At 64.7% G+C, this 16,036-nt stretch carries 9 protein-coding genes and 3 pseudogenes; all 12 read left to right on the forward strand.

Translation table 11 applies throughout. The features are described 5' to 3' along the window. The first annotated feature begins 216 nt into the window (after positions 1-216). The 12 genes and pseudogenes from ALC15_RS10410 (at position 217) to ALC15_RS10465 (ending at position 15,779) form a co-directional block, all read left to right on the forward strand. Positions 217-1,323, forward strand: a complete 1,107-nt coding sequence (locus ALC15_RS10410; protein ID WP_050627173.1) for an efflux RND transporter periplasmic adaptor subunit — start codon at positions 217-219, stop codon at positions 1,321-1,323. Positions 1,324-1,380: 57 nt separating this feature from the next. Beyond that, positions 1,381-4,516: pseudogene (locus tag ALC15_RS10415) on the forward strand (efflux RND transporter permease subunit). A gap of 21 nt (positions 4,517-4,537) precedes the next feature. After that, positions 4,538-5,146, forward strand: coding sequence for a TetR/AcrR family transcriptional regulator (locus tag ALC15_RS10420; RefSeq protein WP_050627243.1), 609 nt, complete (start codon positions 4,538-4,540; stop codon positions 5,144-5,146). A 128-nt stretch (positions 5,147-5,274) separates the two neighbouring features. Next, positions 5,275-5,898, forward strand: a complete 624-nt coding sequence (locus ALC15_RS10425) for a flavin reductase family protein (RefSeq protein WP_050627174.1) — start codon at positions 5,275-5,277, stop codon at positions 5,896-5,898. A gap of 213 nt (positions 5,899-6,111) precedes the next feature. Then, positions 6,112-7,356, forward strand: coding sequence for an SMP-30/gluconolactonase/LRE family protein (locus tag ALC15_RS10430; RefSeq protein WP_050627175.1), 1,245 nt, complete (start codon positions 6,112-6,114; stop codon positions 7,354-7,356). 209 nt (positions 7,357-7,565) lie between these two features. After that, a complete protein-coding gene (locus tag ALC15_RS10435; RefSeq protein WP_050627176.1) occupies positions 7,566-9,833 on the forward strand; it encodes an acyl-CoA dehydrogenase in 2,268 nt (755 codons plus the stop codon). Beyond that, on the forward strand, positions 9,833-11,116 hold the full coding sequence (locus ALC15_RS10440) for an acetyl-CoA C-acetyltransferase (protein WP_050627177.1): 1,284 nt from the start codon (positions 9,833-9,835) through the stop codon (positions 11,114-11,116). The genes ALC15_RS10435 and ALC15_RS10440 overlap by 1 nt, the downstream gene beginning before the upstream one ends. Positions 11,117-11,118: 2 nt before the next feature. After that, positions 11,119-13,214: pseudogene (locus ALC15_RS10445) on the forward strand (3-hydroxyacyl-CoA dehydrogenase NAD-binding domain-containing protein). Next, positions 13,196-13,657 (forward strand): acyl-CoA thioesterase, encoded by a 462-nt coding sequence (locus ALC15_RS10450; RefSeq protein ID WP_050627178.1) that lies wholly within the window; start codon positions 13,196-13,198, stop codon positions 13,655-13,657. The pseudogene ALC15_RS10445 and the gene ALC15_RS10450 overlap by 19 nt, the downstream one beginning before the upstream one ends. Positions 13,658-13,821: 164 nt before the next feature. Next, the gene (locus ALC15_RS10455; RefSeq protein WP_050627179.1) at positions 13,822-14,016 is read left to right on the forward strand and encodes a hypothetical protein; all 195 of its coding nucleotides are present in this window, start codon (positions 13,822-13,824) and stop codon (positions 14,014-14,016) included. Positions 14,017-14,098: 82 nt separating this feature from the next. Then, positions 14,099-14,791 (forward strand): annotated as a pseudogene (locus ALC15_RS10460) (HAD family hydrolase). A 160-nt stretch (positions 14,792-14,951) separates the two neighbouring features. Further along, positions 14,952-15,779: a DeoR/GlpR family DNA-binding transcription regulator gene (locus ALC15_RS10465; protein ID WP_050627180.1), complete on the forward strand. Its 828-nt coding sequence runs from the start codon at positions 14,952-14,954 to the stop codon at positions 15,777-15,779. Positions 15,780-16,036 lie beyond the last annotated feature (257 nt).

Here is a 16,036-nt window from a genome sequence, read left to right on the forward strand (position 1 = left end):
GGATGGGTAGAGCGAAGCGTAGTCCGCGGACCATTGTCGCATCGGCCGCCTCCCGGATTTCGCTCCGCTCGATCCGGGCTACGCAACCCAAAACATTGGCCACTTCCGGCGCCGTTCACGGCCGTCCTCACGAACAGGTTACTACTGATGATTATTGACATTCATCAGTGATAAATCGATACTCTTCATCAGTCGTCAGCCCGATGGAGAATTCAGATGTTCGGCCGTTCTATTTTCTCGAGCTATTACAGGCTCTTGACGGGAGCATCGTTAGCTTTCGCGGTATTCGCGCTGACCGGCTGCAACGAAAAGGCGGCCGAAACCGCTGATCCGGGACGCCCGGTTCTGGTGGCGACCGTCCATTACGAAGCTGAAACCCCTGAGCGCAGCTTTGTCGGCACCATCAAGCCCCGTATCGAAGCCGATATGGGCTTTCGGGTTGCCGGCAAGGTGGCCAAGCGGCTGGTCGAGGTCGGACAGACAGTCGACGTCGACCAGCCCTTGGCCACCCTCGACGAGGTCGATCTGAAGCTGCAGGCCGAGCAGGCGGAGGCCGAATTCCGCGCCGCCACCGGCGTGCTGGCGCAGGCCGCGGCCGCCGAGCAGCGCGCCAAGGACCTGAAGGCCAAGGGCTGGACCACCGATGCGGCGCTCGACTCCGCCAAGGCGGCCGGCGACGAGGCCCGCGCCCGGCTGAACCGTGCCGAGCGCTCGGTCGAGCTGACCAAGAATTCCCTCTCTTACGCAACGCTGGTGGCCGACACCCGGGGTGTCGTCACAGCGACCATGATCGAGCCCGGCCAGGTGGTTGCCGCGGGCCAGGCCTCGATCCGTGTCGCCCGACTTGGTGAGAAGGAAGCCGTCGTCGCGATCCCAGAGACGCTTCTTGCTCGTGCCAGGTCGGGCGTTGCCACGGTGACGCTGTGGTCGGATGCGAAGAAGACCTATGCCGCGAAGCTGCGCGAGGTCGCGCCGCAGGCCGATCCCGCCACCCGCACCTATCTTGCGAAATTCTCGCTGCCGGATGCCGACGACGCCGTGTCGCTCGGCATGACCGCGACGCTAACATTGGCCGACAAGGCGAGCGAGCGCGTCGCCAAGTTGCCGCTGTCGGCGCTGTACAGCCAGGGCGGCGATCCCTCGCTCTACATCGTCGACGAAAAGGGCGAGGTCGCGCTCAAGCCGGTCAAGGTGAAGGCCTATGAGAGCAACAACGTCGTGATCTCCGGCGGCGTCGACGACGGCGCCAAGGTGGTCGCCCTCGGCGTGCAGAAACTCGATCCGAGCCAGAAGGTGCGGGTCGTGTCGTCGCTGTCGTTCTGATCCTCGCAATATCAGCAGAAACGGTTCTGGGACCTGGTCTAGAACTTGGAGAGTTCGATGAAGCGCTTCAACCTTTCGGCCTGGGCGGTCAGCCATCCGACGCTGGTGCTGTTCCTGATGATCATCCTCGCGCCGCCGGCTTCTTCTCCTATCAGAAGCTCGGCCGCGCCGAGGATCCGTTCTTCACCGTCAAGGTGGTGAACGTCTCGGTGATGTGGCCGGGCGCGACCTCGCAGGAAATGCAGATGCAGGTCGCCGATCCGATCGAGAAGAAGCTGCAGGAGCTGCCGTTCTTCGACAAGGTGCAGACCTATTCCAAGCCGGGCTTCACGGCGATGCAGGTCTCCTTCAAGGATTCGACCTCGCCGAAGGACGTGCCCTATCTCTTCTATCTCTTGCGCAAGAAGCTGGTCGACGTGCAGGGCGAGCTGCCCTCCGGCATCCTCGGCCCCGTCGTCAACGACGAATTCTCCGACGTCGATTCGATCCTCTATATGATGACCGGCGACGGCGCCAATTACGCGCAGCTGAAGAAGGTCGCCGAAGGCTTCCGGCAGCGGCTGCTGAAGGTGCCGGGTGTCACCAAGATCGACCTCTACGGTACCCAGGACGAGCGCATCTTCGTCGAGTTCTCACATGCCAAGCTGGCGACGCTCGGCATCACGCCGCAGGCGCTGTTCGATTCACTTGCCAAGCAGAACAATGTCACCCCGGCCGCACCGTCGAGACGTCGTCGCAGCGCGTGCCGCTGCGCGTCACCGGCGCGCTTGACGGCGTCAAGGCGGTTGCCGAAACGCCGGTCGAGAGCAACGGCCGCGTGTTCCGGCTCGGCGATATCGCAACCGTCAACCACGGCTATGTCGATCCGCCGACCTTCAAGGTCCGCCAGGAAGGCAAGCCCGCGCTCGGCATCGGCGTCGTCACCGCCAAGGGCGCCAACATCCTCGAGCTCGGCAAAGAGGTCCAGCAGGCGACCGCCGAGTTCCTGAAGGCGGTGCCGCAGGGCATCGACATCCAGCAGATCGCCGATCAGCCCAAGGTGGTCGAGCATGCCGTCGGCGAGTTCGTGCACTCCTTCGTCGAGGCGCTCGCGATCGTGCTGTTCGTCTCGTTCGTCGCGCTGGGCTGGCGTACCGGCATCGTGGTGGCGCTGTCGGTGCCGCTGGTGCTCGGCATCGTCTTCATCGTGATGAACGCGATGTCGCTCGACCTGCACCGCATCACGCTCGGCGCGCTGATCATCGCGCTCGGCCTTCTGGTCGACGACGCCATCATCGCGGTCGAGATGATGGTGGTGAAAATGGAACAGGGCTGGGACCGCATGAAGGCGGCGTCCTTTGCCTGGGAATCCACCGCGTTTCCGATGCTCACGGGAACGCTGGTCACAGCCGCTGGCTTCCTCCCCATCGGCTTTGCCAATTCGGCGGTCGGCGAATATGCCGGCGGCATCTTCTGGATCGTGGCGATCGCGCTGGTCGCCTCCTGGTTCGTCGCGGTGATCTTCACGCCGTATATCGGCGTCAAGCTGCTGCCCAACATCAAGGTGCACCAGAACCACGATCCGCATGCGATCTACGAGACAAGGATGTATCGTGGCCTGCGCAGCGTCGTGCAGTGGTGTGTCGATCACCGCATCAAGGTGGTGGCGGCGACCGTCGGCGTGTTCGTCGCCGCGATCGTCGGCTTCGGCCACGTCCAGCAGCAGTTCTTCCCGCTGTCGGAGCGGCCCGAGCTGTTCCTGCAGCTCCGCCTGCCCGAGGGCACGGCCTTCAAGGTGACCGAGAAGGCGGTGAAGAAGGCCGAAGGGCTGTTGAAGGGCGATGACGACATCCAGACCTACACCGCCTATGTCGGCCAGGGTTCGCCGCGGTTCTGGCTCGGCCTCAACCCGCAGTTGCCGAACGAGGCGTTCGCCGAGATCGTCATCCTCGCCAAGAACGTCGAGGCGCGCGAGCGCGTCAAGGCCAAGATCGAGCAGGCTGCGGCCGACGGCGCGCTGAACGAGGCGCGGGTCCGGGTCGATCGCTTCAACTTCGGTCCGCCGGTCGGCTTTCCGGTCCAGTTCCGCGTGATCGGGCCGGACGCGAACAAGGTGCGCGACATCGCCTACCAGGTCCGCGAGGTCATGCGCCAGAACAAGAACGTGAAGGACGTCCAGCTCGACTGGAACGAGCAGTCGCCCTATCTGAAGCTCGCGGTCGACCAGGATCGGGCGCGCGCGCTCGGCCTGACCCCGCAGGACGTCTCGCAGGCGCTGGCGATGCTGATCTCCGGCGCGCCGGTCACCACGATCCGCGACGGCATCGAGAAGGTCGGCGTGGTCGCCCGTGCGGTACCGTCCGAACGGCTCGATCTCGGCCGGGTCGGCGATCTCACCATCACGTCGCGCAATGGCGTGGCGGTCCCGCTGCAGCAGATTGCAAAGATCGAATATGCGCATGAGGAGCCGATCCTGTGGCGGCGCAACCGCGACATGGCGATCACGGTGCGCTCGGATGTCGTCGACGGCGTGCAGGCGCCCGACGTCACCAACCAGATCGCGCCCAGGCTGAAGGATATCCAGGCCCATCTCGAGCCGGCCTACCGGATCGAGCCAGGCGGCGCGTTTGAGGAATCCGCCAAGGGCAATGCGTCGATCTTCATTCTCTTCCCGGTGATGGTGATGGTGATGCTGACGCTGCTGATGATCCAGCTGCAGAGCTTCTCGCGCCTGACCCTGGTGTTCCTGACCGCGCCGCTCGGCATCGTCGGCGCCTCGCTCGGGCTCAACGTCGCCAACCAGCCGTTCGGCTTCGTGGCGCTGCTCGGCCTGATCGCGCTCGCCGGCATGATCATGCGCAACACCGTCATTCTGGTCGATCAGATCGAGAGCGACGTGGCGTCCGGGCTGACCCGGCGCGAGGCCATCGTCGAGGCCACGGTCCGGCGCGCCCGGCCGGTGGTGCTGACCGCGCTCGCGGCGATCCTCGCCATGATCCCGCTGTCGCGCTCGGCGTTCTGGGGCCCGATGGCGATCACCATCATGGGCGGTTTGTTTGTTGCGACTTTCCTGACCTTGCTGTATCTGCCGGGCCTTTACGCCCTCTGGTTCCGCAAGACCCTCGAGGAGAGCGGCCCTGAGCAGATCAATACTGCGCCGCAGCATGCCGGCGATGCGCAACACGCATTTCCACTTGCTGAAGCGGCTGAATAATTGAAGATTGAGCAGGCCAACATGACGCTGATCCAGGAACATAGCGAAACCGACACCCGCGAACGGATTCTCGTGGTGGCGGAGCGCTTGTTCCGGCAGATCGGCTACCAGAAGACCACGGTCGCCGACATCGCCAAAGAGCTGCGGATGAGCCCCGCCAACGTGTACCGCTTCTTCGATTCGAAGAAGTCGATCCACGAGGGCGTGGCGCGCGGCCTGATGGGCGGGGTCGAGATCGAGGCCCAGCGCATCGCGCGGTCGGAGGGACCGGCGGCGACGCGCCTGCGCCAGATGATGAAGACCATCAATCGCATGAACACCGAGCGCTATGTCGGCGACTCCAAGCTGCACGAGATGGTCGAGATCGCGATGCAGGAGGACTGGGACGTCTGTGTCGCCCATATGGATTGTATCGGCAACATCATCGGCGAGGTGATCGCGCAAGGCGCTGCCTCCGGCGAATTCGAGGTCAAGGACCTGCAACTCGCCGCGCTGTGCGCCTGCACGGCGATGATCCGGTTCTTCCATCCGCAGATGATCGCCCAATGCGCCACCAAACCGGGCCCGACCATCGACGAGATGATCGATTTCGTGATCGCCGGCCTGTCGCCGCGCATCCGCGCCAGTTGAGCGCCAGGGCTGACGTTTTCGTCAGTTGACTTCGTTGTCATTCCGGGGCGATGCGTAGCATCGAACCCGGAATCTCGAGATTCCGGGTCTGGTGCTACGCACCATCCCGGAATGACGAGGGCCCCACCGTGACCGCGAAAGACCTGCACTTCTACGAGCCGAAGAACGGCCACGGCCTGAAGCACGATCCGTTCAACGCCATCGTGGCGCCGCGGCCGATCGGCTGGATCTCCTCGCGCGACAAGGGCGGCAACGTCAACCTCGCGCCCTACAGCTTCTTCAACGCCTTCTGCTACGTGCCGCCGATCATCGGCTTCTCCTCCACCAACTGGAAGGACAGCGTCGCCAACATCCAGGACACCGGCGAGTTCGTCTGGAACCTGGCGACGATGGATCTCGCCAAGCACATGAACGCGACCGCGGCGCATGTCGCGCGCGATGTCGACGAGTTCAAGCTCGCAGGGCTGACGCCGGTCGCCGGCAAGCTCGTCAACGTCCCGCGCGTTGCCGAAAGCCCGGTCTCGTTCGAATGCAAGGTGAGCCAGATCATCCAGCTCCAGGGCGCCGACGGCAAGAAGGCCGAGGCCTGGCTGACGCTCGGCGAGGTCGTCGCCGTCCACATCGATAAAACTTTCATCAAGGACGGCGTCTACCAGACCGGTCTCGCGCACCCGATCGTCCGCGCCGGCCGGAGAGGGGACTATTTCGAGATCAAGCCGGAAAACATGTTCGAGATGGTCCGGCCGGATTGAGGCTGTCTATGTAACCGTCATTGCGAGCGAAGCAATCCATCTCTCCACGGCTTCGTCGCTTCGCTCCTCGCACTGACGCAAGCGGAAACCACAACAATGTGAAATTTCCGCGCGCTGTGATGAAAAACCGTCACTCGCAACCTCGGGGCGAGCAGTCTAACCTCCCGCGCGCCAGGCCGGATCAACGGCCGGCCAACAGAGTGGGAGGATGCGATGACACGCCAACCGCGGAGCAATCCAACAGAAGAGCGGCGCGATCCGAACGTTTCACGCCGAACCCTTGTCCAGGGCCTTGCGGTTTCCGCGGCCGCTGGTGTGACGGGTATCGGCAGCGCTCTGGCCCAGAACGCGCCAGCGCCGGTCGGGCCGCCGACGACAATCACCAGTCCGCCACGCGACTTCAGTCCGCGTGGTGCGCCGACCACCTATTTCTGGGATCCCGACGTCATTGCGGTCGATCCGTCCTTCAACGACCTGGCCCAGCCCAACACCTCGATCAAGCGCCTCTATACCGGCGCGCTGTGGTCGGAAGGCCCGGCCTGGAGCTCGCAGGGCCGCTATCTGCTGTGGAGCGACATCCCGAACAACCGGCAGATGCGCTGGTCGGAGGATGACGGCCATGTCAGCGTCTTCCGCATGCCGTCGAACTACTCGAACGGCAATTCGTTCGACTTCCAGGGCCGCCAGCTCTCCTGCGAGCATCTCACCCGCCGCGTGACGCGCTACGAGAATGACGGCACCGCGACCGTGCTTGCCGATTCATACAACGGCAAGCGGCTGAACTCGCCGAACGACGTCGTCGCGCATCCCGACGGCAGCTACTGGTTCACCGATCCGCCCTATGGCAGCCAGCTCTATGAGGGCGAGCCAGATGCCGCAGGAGGTCCGGTCAATCCGGCCGGCAAGCTCAATCCGCGGATCGGTCAGCCGGCCGGCTTCGTGCCGTTCAAGCGCGAACTGCCGACCAATTGCTATCGCATCGATCCCTCCGGCCGCGTCGATCTCGTGGTCAGCGAGGATCAGGTGCCGGACCCGAACGGCCTTTGCTTCTCGCCCGATTACAAGAAGCTCTACGTGGTTTCGACCGGCAAGGGGCCCGGCGACACCGGCCCGGGCGGCAAGGGCGACGTCTTCGTGTTCGATGTCGGCGCCGACAACAAGCTCTCCAACGGCAAGCGGTTCAGCGACTTCACCATCGACGGCGTGAAGTGCGGACCGGACGGCATCCGCTGCGACGTCAACGGCAATGTCTGGTGCTCGAGCAATGCCGGCCGCGCGGTCGGCTACAACGGCGCGACGTGCTGGTCGCCGGAAGGCAAGCTGCTCGGCCGCATCCGCCTGCCCGAGGTCTGCGGCAACATCACCTTCGGCGGCCCCAAGCGCAACCGCCTGTTCATGGCCGCAAGCCAGTCGCTCTACGCGGTCTATACCGCGACCCAGGGCGCCGGACCGGCCTAGCTCGTCCCGCGCGGGGGTGGCGTCTGCGCCATCCCCCGCTACCTGATTGTCGCACCTCAGCTTTCGGAACTGAACGCGCAGCCTGCCGTTAACAAACGGCGGCTTGGCCGCGTCAATTTCGCTTTATTTGAACAGCGAAGTGTTCACCGGGGACCGGCACTTTCCGATAGGATTATGCATCCGCGCCGCCGATCCATGAGGACCCCACCATGAGCTTCCGCCGCGATTACCTTTCCAAGCCGATCTTCTCCTGGGCGCGTGGCGTGCTGCCGACCATGTCGGACACCGAGCGCGAGGCGCTGGAAGCCGGCGACGTCTGGTGGGACGCCGATCTGTTCACCGGCAATCCCGACTGGTCGAAATTGCTGGCATTCGCGCCGGCCAAACTAACCGACGAAGAGACCGCCTTCCTGCACGGTCCGGTCGACGAACTCTGCACGATGCTCGACGAGTGGAAGATCAATTGGGAATGGCGCGATCTGCCGCCCGAGGTCTGGGCCTTCATCAAGGCCAAGAAGTTCTTCGGCATGATCATTCCGAAGGAATTCGGCGGCCTCGGCTTCTCGCCCTATGCGCATTCCGAAGTGGTGCGCAAGATCTCGTCGCGCTCGCTGACCGCGGCCGTCACCGTGATGGTGCCGAACTCGCTCGGGCCGGGCGAACTCCTGATGCGCTTCGGCACGAAAGAGCAGCAGGATAAATGGCTGCCGCGGCTCGCCGCCGGCCAGGACATTCCCTGCTTCGGTCTGACCAGCCCGGAGGCCGGCTCCGACGCCGCCTCGATGATCGACACCGGCATCATCTGCAAGGGCAATTTCGAAGGCCGCGAGGTGCTCGGTTTGAGGCTGAACTGGCACAAGCGCTACATCACGCTCGGTCCGGTCGCGACGCTGCTCGGCCTTGCCTTCAAGGCCTATGATCCGGATCACCTCGTCGGCCAAGAGGAAGAGCTTGGCATCACGGTCGCGCTGATCCCGACCCATCTGCCCGGGGTCTCGATCGGCCACCGCCATCTGCCGGCGATGCAGGTGTTCCAGAACGGTCCGAACTGGGGCAAGGACGTCTTCATCCCGCTCGACTACATCATCGGCGGCCAGGAGAGACTCGGCCAGGGCTGGAAGATGCTGATGACGGCGCTCGCCGCCGGTCGCGGCATCTCGCTGCCGTCGCTGTCGGCCGCGGGCGCCGCCTATGCCGCGCGTACCACCGGCGCCTATGCCCGCATCCGCGAGCAGTTCGGCATTTCGATTTCCAAGTTCGAGGGTATCGAGGAGCCGCTGGCGCGGATCGCCGGCACCGCGTATCTGCTCGACGCCGCGCGGCGGCTGACCTGTGCCGCGTTGAACGAGGGGCATCATCCCGCCGTCATCTCGGGAATCATGAAGCTGCACGCCACCGAACGGATGCGGATCGCGATCGACGACGCGATGGACATCCATGGCGGCAAGGCTGTGATCGACGGGCCGCAGAACTATCTCGGCGGGCTGTATCGCTCGGTGCCGGTCGGCATCACGGTCGAGGGCGCCAACATCCTGACCCGCAATCTGATCGTGTTCGGACAGGGCGCGATTCGCGCGCATCCCTATCTGTTGCAGGAGATGAACGCGCTCAGCGAGACCGATCGCGACAAAGGCCTCACGGCCTTCGACACCGCGTTCTGGAAGCATGTCGGCCACAGCTTCGCGACCATGTTCCGCGCCTGGGGCCGCAGCTGGAGCTTCGGCCTGTTCGCGCCGGCGCCGGACGCCGGCGATGCGACGGAGTTCTATCGCCAGCTCTCGCGCTATTCGTCGGCGTTCGCGCTGTGCGCCGATATGGCGCTGCTTACCCTCGGTGGTGCATTGAAGCGCAAGGAAATGCTCTCCGCGCGCTTCGGCGACATCCTGTCTGAACTTTACCTGCTGTCCGCCGCGCTGAAGCGCTGGCAGGATGAGGGCCGGCAGAAGGAGGATCTTCCCGCGCTCGAATGGTGCATGGCATCCGGCTTCAAGACCATCGAGAACCGCCTTGCCGAGATTCTCGCCAATCTGCCGAACCGCCCGGTGGCATGGCTGCTGAAATTCCTGGTTCAGCCGTTCGGCGCCCGCGTTACCGGTCCGTCGGACCGTGTCGTTCATCTGTGCGCGCAGCTCGTGCTGTCGCCGTCAGCGGCGCGCGACCGCCTGACGCCAGACCTTGCTTTTGTCGAGGACGACGGCGGCATCGCACGGCTGGAGAAGGCCTTCCGCCTCGTCACCGCGGCCGAAGATGCCGCCAAGCAGTTGCGTGCAGCGCGGCTGCATGACTGGAAGGAGGGCGTCAAGAAGGGCGTCATCACCCAGGATGACGGCGAGAAGCTCGCCGCCGCCCACGAGGCCGTCGCGAAGGTCATCGAGGTCGATGATTTTGCGCCCGAGGCGCTGTCCCCGATTTACAAGAAATCCGCCGACGTGCATCAGTTCTTCCAGGAGCTGGGTGAGCAGAGGGCGGCGAGCTGATGGCGCGACCAGTCTTTATCGTCGACGGCAGCCGGACGCCGTTCCTGAAGGCACGCTCCGGTCCCGGCCCGTTCACCCCGGTCGATCTCGCCGTGCAATGCGGCCGGCCGCTGCTGGCTCGGCAGCCATTCGCGCCTGATGCCTTCGACCAGGTCATTCTCGGCTGCGTCAACGTCATCGCCGACGAGATGAACCCGGCGCGGGTCGCGGCGCTCCGGCTCGGCATGGGCGAGCAGATGGTCGCCTTCACGGTGCAGATCAATTGCGGCTCCGGCATGCAGTCGATCGACACCGGCTATCGCTATATCCGCGAGGGCATCTCCGACCTGATCCTCGCTGGCGGCGCCGAGGCGTTGAGCCACGCGCCGCTGGTCTGGCCCAATTCCGGCGTGCGCTGGTTCGCCGGCTTTGCCGGAGCCAAGGGCTTAGGGGCCAAGATCGCCGCCGCGCTGAAAGTGAAGCCGAGCTACTTCAAGCCGATCATCGGCCTCGAGCGTGGGCTGACCGATCCGATCACCGAGCTCAACATGGGGCAGACCGCGGAGAAGGTCGGCCATCTCTTCGGCATCACCCGCGCGCAATCCGATGCGTACGCCGCCGAAAGCCATCAGCGGCTGGCGAAGGCGCAGAAGGAAGGCTTCCTCAAGGGCGAGGTCGAGACCGCGTTCTCGCGCGACGGCAAGTTCTACGATCATGACGACGGCGTTCGCCCGGACTCGACCGCCGAGACGCTGGCGAAGCTGCGGCCGGTGTTCGAGCGCCCATGGGGCCAGGTCACCGCCGGCAATTCCTCGCAGATCACCGACGGCGCCTCCTGGGTGATCCTGGCCTCCGAAACGGCGGTGGCCAAGCACGGGCTGACGCCGAAGGCCGTCATCCTCGACAGCCAGTGGTCGGCGCTCGATCCCTCGATCATGGGCCTCGGTCCGGTGCTGTCGGCGAGCGCGCTGTTGAAGCGCAACGGGCTGACCTTGCAGGAGGTCGAGACCTGGGAGCTCAACGAGGCCTTCGCGACTCAGGTGCTCGGCTGTCTCGCGGCCTGGAACGACGACAAATTCTGTCGCGAGATTTTGGGACTTGACGGCGCGGCGGGCGAGATCGACCGCGCGAAGTTGAACGTCGATGGTGGTGCGATCAGCCTCGGCCATCCGGTCGGCACCAGCGGCAACCGCATCGTGCTGCATCTGGTCAATGCGATGAAGCGGCTCGGCACCAGGCGCGGCGTCGCCACCGAATGCATCGGTGGCGGGCAGGGCGGCGCGATGTTGATAGAGACGGTGTGATCATGGATTCACGGATCATGGACCTTCTCGCCGACCGCGTGCTCGAGCTCGGGCCGAAGCCCGCCGCCGACAGCTCGTACAGGAATTTCAAGCTGACGCGTGATGAGGACGGCATTGCCTGGCTGCTGTTCGATCGCGCCGGTGTCAGCGCCAATACGCTGTCCGCCGATCTGCTCGAAGAGCTCGATGCCATCGTCACGGCGCTGGAGAGCGAGCGGCCGACCGGGCTCGTGGTGCGCTCGGCGAAAAAGAGCGGCTTCATCGCCGGCGCCGACGTCAACGAGTTTCGTGGCGCCAGCGAACCCGGCGCGGTCGAGACCGCGATCGGCCGTGCCCATGCGGTGATCGACCGGCTGGAGGCGTTGCGCGTGCCGTCGGTCGCTGTGATCCACGGCTTCTGTCTCGGCGGCGGCCTCGAGGTCGCGCTTGCCTGCCAGATGCGGATCGCGATCGACGATGCACGGTTCGGTTTTCCCGAGGTCATGCTCGGCCTGCACCCCGGCCTCGGCGGCACCGTGCGCTTCACTGAGCTGGTCAACCCGATGCAGGCGATGACCTTGATGCTGACCGGCAAGACGATCGACGCGCGCCGCGCCAAATCGCTCGGCCTGGTCGACGCCGTGACGCAGGAACGCCATGTCCGCAATGCGGTCAGGGACGCGGTGTTCGGCCGGCTGAAGCGCGCCAAGCCGGGTGCGCTCAACTCGCTGCTCAATCTCGGTCCGGTCAGGGGCTTCCTGGCCTCGCGGATGCGCAGCGAGGCCGAGAAGGCGGCGCCGCGCAAGCATTATCCGGCGCCTTACGCGCTGATCGATCTCTGGGAAAAGCACGCCGGCAATCGCTCGGCGATGCTGAACGCCGAGAAGGCCTCGTTCGCCAATCTGATGGTGACGCCGACCGCGCAGAATCTGATCCGCGTCTTCTTCCTGCGTGAGCAGATGAAGAAGGTCGCAGGCAGCGGCAACAAGGTTGCGCACGTCCATGTCATCGGCGCCGGCGCGATGGGCGGCGACATCGCGGCCTGGTGCGCCAACCAGGACATGCGGGTGACCTTGGCCGACATGAAGGCCGAGCCAATCGCGGGCGCGATGAAGCGCGCCTCAGACCTGTTCGGCAAGATCATGCGCAAGAAGACCGACCAGCGCGACGCGCTCGACCGGCTGATCCCCGACATGGACGGCGACGGCGTGCGCAACGCCGATCTGATCATCGAGCGGTGCCGGAAAAGCTCGAGCTGAAGCAGAAGATCTATGCCGGCCTCGAGCCGAAGATGAAGCAGGGCGCGATCCTCGCCACCAACACCTCGAGCATCCCGCTGCAGGATCTGCGCACCACGCTCGCAACGCCGGAGCGTCTGCTCGGCTTGCATTTCTTCAACCCGGTGTCGCGGCTGCAACTCGTCGAGGTCGTCAGCCATGACAGCGCCGATGCCAGCCTGCTCAGGCAGGCGATGGCCTTCGTCGGCGCCATCGACCGCCTGCCGCTGCCGGTGAAGAGCTCGCCGGGCTTCCTCGTCAACCGCGCGCTGACGCCGTACATGCTGGAAGCCATGATGATGCTGGATGAGAAGACCGACCAGCGCCTGATCGACGCGGCCGCCGTCGAGTTCGGCATGCCGATGGGGCCGATCGAGCTTGCCGACCAGGTCGGCCTCGATATCTGCCTCGATGTCGGCGACATGCTGCGCTCCAAGTTCGGCGACAGCTTGCCGCCGACGCCGGCGTGGCTGCGCGAAAAGGTCGCCAAGGGCGAGCTCGGCCGCAAGACCGGCAAGGGCTTCTATACCTGGAAGGATGGCAAGGCGGAGAAGACGCCGCTGCCGGAGACCGGCCCCAAGGTAAGCGACGAAATGATCGATCGGCTGGTGCTGCCGATCTCGAATGTCTGCGTCGCCGCCTTGCGCGAAGGCATTGTCGACGATCCCGACATGGTCGACGGCGCGATGATCTTCGGCACCGGCTATGCCCCGTTCCGTGGCGGCCCGCTCAACTATGCGCGCACGCGCGGCGTTGATAACGTTGTGTCGGCCATGCAATCGCTGATGCGCAAGTTCGGCGGACGATTTGCGCCGGATACCGGCTGGGAGAGCTTCAAGTGACCGACACCCAAGCGCCCGAAACCCATGTTCACGCGCCGCCGATCAGCGGCAACGAGCCGCAGGGCGATCTCTGCATCCGCACGCTGGCGATGCCGGCCGACACCAATGCCAATGGCGACATCTTCGGCGGCTGGCTGCTCAGCCAGATGGATCTGGGCGGTGGCGTGTTCGCGGGCAAGGTTGCGAGGTCCCGCACCGTGACGGTCGCGATCGAGGCGATGAACTTCCGCAAGGCTGTCTATGTCGGCGATCTCGTCTCGGTGCACGCCAATCTGGTGCGCGTCGGGCGCACCTCGATCACGGTGCATCTCGAAGCCTGGGTGCTGCGTCGCCGCGAGCAGCAGTCGATCCTCGTCACCGACGGCAATTTCACCTATGTCTCGATCGACGAGCAGGGCCATCCGCAACCGATCCAGCGCGACGGCGCGACGATTTCGACCTGATGTTTTTCACACGAAAACGCCGTTGATTCGGCGCGAGTGAAACGCGTCGAAACTGAGACCGGAGCGCGGCTCGATTGCAAAAACGGCGCTTCGCTTCGCAAATAAACCGAGGAACAAACAGACGATGACACCGTTGTCGGGCCGGAATCAAACCGAGGCCGACAATGTCCGAGTGCTATGTCATCGAAGTGAGTTCACAGACCGCGGGTATCGTGGTGCGCGACACCGGCGGTTACGCGTTTTTTGCCGCCTCGCACCGCTTCCACGCCCTCGAAGGCCAGATTTTTCGCAATGCACGTGAGGCCGAGCGCGCCGCGCGACGGCTTGTCACTGGGCAAGATCTGCAGCTGGCCTCCTGACATGCGGCCACGGCGGCGCGTCATTTGCGTGCGCCGCGAGAGTCTGTATTGATGCGTCCGGATTCACGGAATATCTCCCCGGATGTCGCAGACACAAGGCCAAGCGTCGCAGACACAGGGTGCACTGCTGTTCGATATCGACGGCACGCTCGCCGACACCGATCCGCTGCATCTGGCAGCGTTCAACCGGGTGCTCGGCCCTCATGGACACTCCTTCGATCACGCGCGCTTCGGAAGGGAGCTGCAAGGCTTCTCCAATGTACTCGATCGGCGAGCGCTTCCTCGCCCACGAGCCGCCTGAACGCCGCGCTGGCATCCTCGGTGAGAAGGAGCGGATCTTCCGCGAACTGGTCAGTGGCCAGATCGTGCCGGTGCCGGGATTGATGGCGCTGCTCGACCGGGCCGATCGCGCCGGCGTGCCGATGGTGGCGGTGACCAATGCGCCGCGCGCGAACGCCGAATTGCTGCTTTCCGGACTGGGCGTCGTGCACCGTTTCAAGGCGCTCGTGATCGGCGACGAGCTGGCGCACGGCAAGCCCCACCCATTGCCGTATCTCGAGGGGCTGCGCCTCGCCGGCGCCGTGGCATCCGCGTCGCTGGCGTTCGAGGACTCGCGCTCCGGCATTCAGTCCGCGACGGCGGCAGGCATCGCCACGATCGGGATGAGAACCGGGCTCAGCCATGCCGACCTGCTTGCGGCCGGCGCGGTCACCAGCGCCCGGGCGTCGACGATCCCGAATTGATCCGCCTGGTCGCGTCGGCCATGGCTTGGTGAATCGGCATTGCTGCAACGCAGTTCTTAACCCCGGCGATGCTTGCTCGTTGACCTCGGTGCCGAACGGTCGCACCATGAGCGAGAGCATGATCCGGAAAAGTGGAAACCGGTTTTCCGAAATGACCATGCTCCAACCAATTGCCGTTTCAAGGGTGCCGCCGTGGCCGGACTCTCCCATCGCCAGACTGAAATCCTCAACATTGCACGCGCATTCGGCCGGGTCATGGTCGAGGACCTTGCCAAGCGGTTCGAGGTGTCGGCGCAGACCATCCGCAAGGACCTCAACGATCTCTGCGACGAGCGGTCGCTGACCCGCATCCATGGCGGTGCGATCATCGCCTCGGGCGTCGAGAACCTCGCCTATGAAGCGCGGCGCTTCGTTGCCGCCGAGGAGAAGAAGGCGATCGGCGCCGCGGCGGCCGCGCGGATTCCGAACGGCTGCTCGCTGTTCATCAATATCGGCACCACCACGGAGGAGGTCGCGAGCGCGCTGACCTCGCACGAGGACCTGCTCGTCATCACCAACAACCTCAATGTCGCGATGCTGCTCTATCGTCATCCGCGCATCGAGGTGGTGGTGGCCGGCGGCACGGTGCGCCGCGCCGACGGTGCGGTGGTCGGCTCCACCGCGACGCAGCTGATCGGCCAGTTCAAGGTCGATTACGCCATCATCGGCGCCTCCGCGATCGACGAGGAGGGTGCGCTGCTCGACTTCGACTATCGCGAGGTGCAGGTGGCGCAGGCGATCATCGCCAACGCGCGCAACGTGATGCTGGTGTCGGATGCGACAAAACTCCGCCGCAGCGCGCCGGTGCGCATCGCCCATATGAGCCAGATCCAGACCTTCGTGACCGACTCGCCCTTGCCTGCGGGCCTCGCCAACATCTGCCACAGCAGAGGGATCGAGGTCGTCGTCGCGATGGACAAGCCGCAAGTCGATATCGACGACAACGCCGATGCGGCGCAGGCGACGCTGCGCAGCGCTTAGCGCTGAATTGTCGGTGCTCTGAATCGTCTGTGCCTTCGCTGACTCGTCGACGACATCCAAATTAGATACGCGGCCGTTCACCCCCTCCAGGGGAGGATGAAGCGGCTCGATTGCGCTTGCACCTCAGCGATAACGGCGCCGCCGCTGCGCTAGGGGCGATGGTCCGAGATTCGTGCATGGCTCTGCCCCCGCCGCGATCATCCCGCCCAAAAAATCCCCAGCTCAAGTTCCCCATTTTCGCTTTGCTTTCGTTTTTT

The organism is Bradyrhizobium viridifuturi (assembly GCF_001238275.1).
Lineage (GTDB): Bacteria > Pseudomonadota > Alphaproteobacteria > Rhizobiales > Xanthobacteraceae > Bradyrhizobium > Bradyrhizobium viridifuturi.

Coding starts and splice junctions, on each gene's coding strand:
- ALC15_RS10410 (WP_050627173.1), top strand. CDS start 217: ATGTTCGGCCGTTCTATTTTCTCGAGCTATTACAGGCTCTTGACGGGA.
- ALC15_RS10420 (WP_050627243.1), top strand. CDS start 4,538: ATGACGCTGATCCAGGAACATAGCGAAACCGACACCCGCGAACGGATT.
- ALC15_RS10430 (WP_050627175.1), top strand. CDS start 6,112: ATGACACGCCAACCGCGGAGCAATCCAACAGAAGAGCGGCGCGATCCG.
- ALC15_RS10435 (WP_050627176.1), top strand. CDS start 7,566: ATGAGCTTCCGCCGCGATTACCTTTCCAAGCCGATCTTCTCCTGGGCG.
- ALC15_RS10440 (WP_050627177.1), top strand. CDS start 9,833: ATGGCGCGACCAGTCTTTATCGTCGACGGCAGCCGGACGCCGTTCCTG.
- ALC15_RS10455 (WP_050627179.1), top strand. CDS start 13,822: ATGTCCGAGTGCTATGTCATCGAAGTGAGTTCACAGACCGCGGGTATC.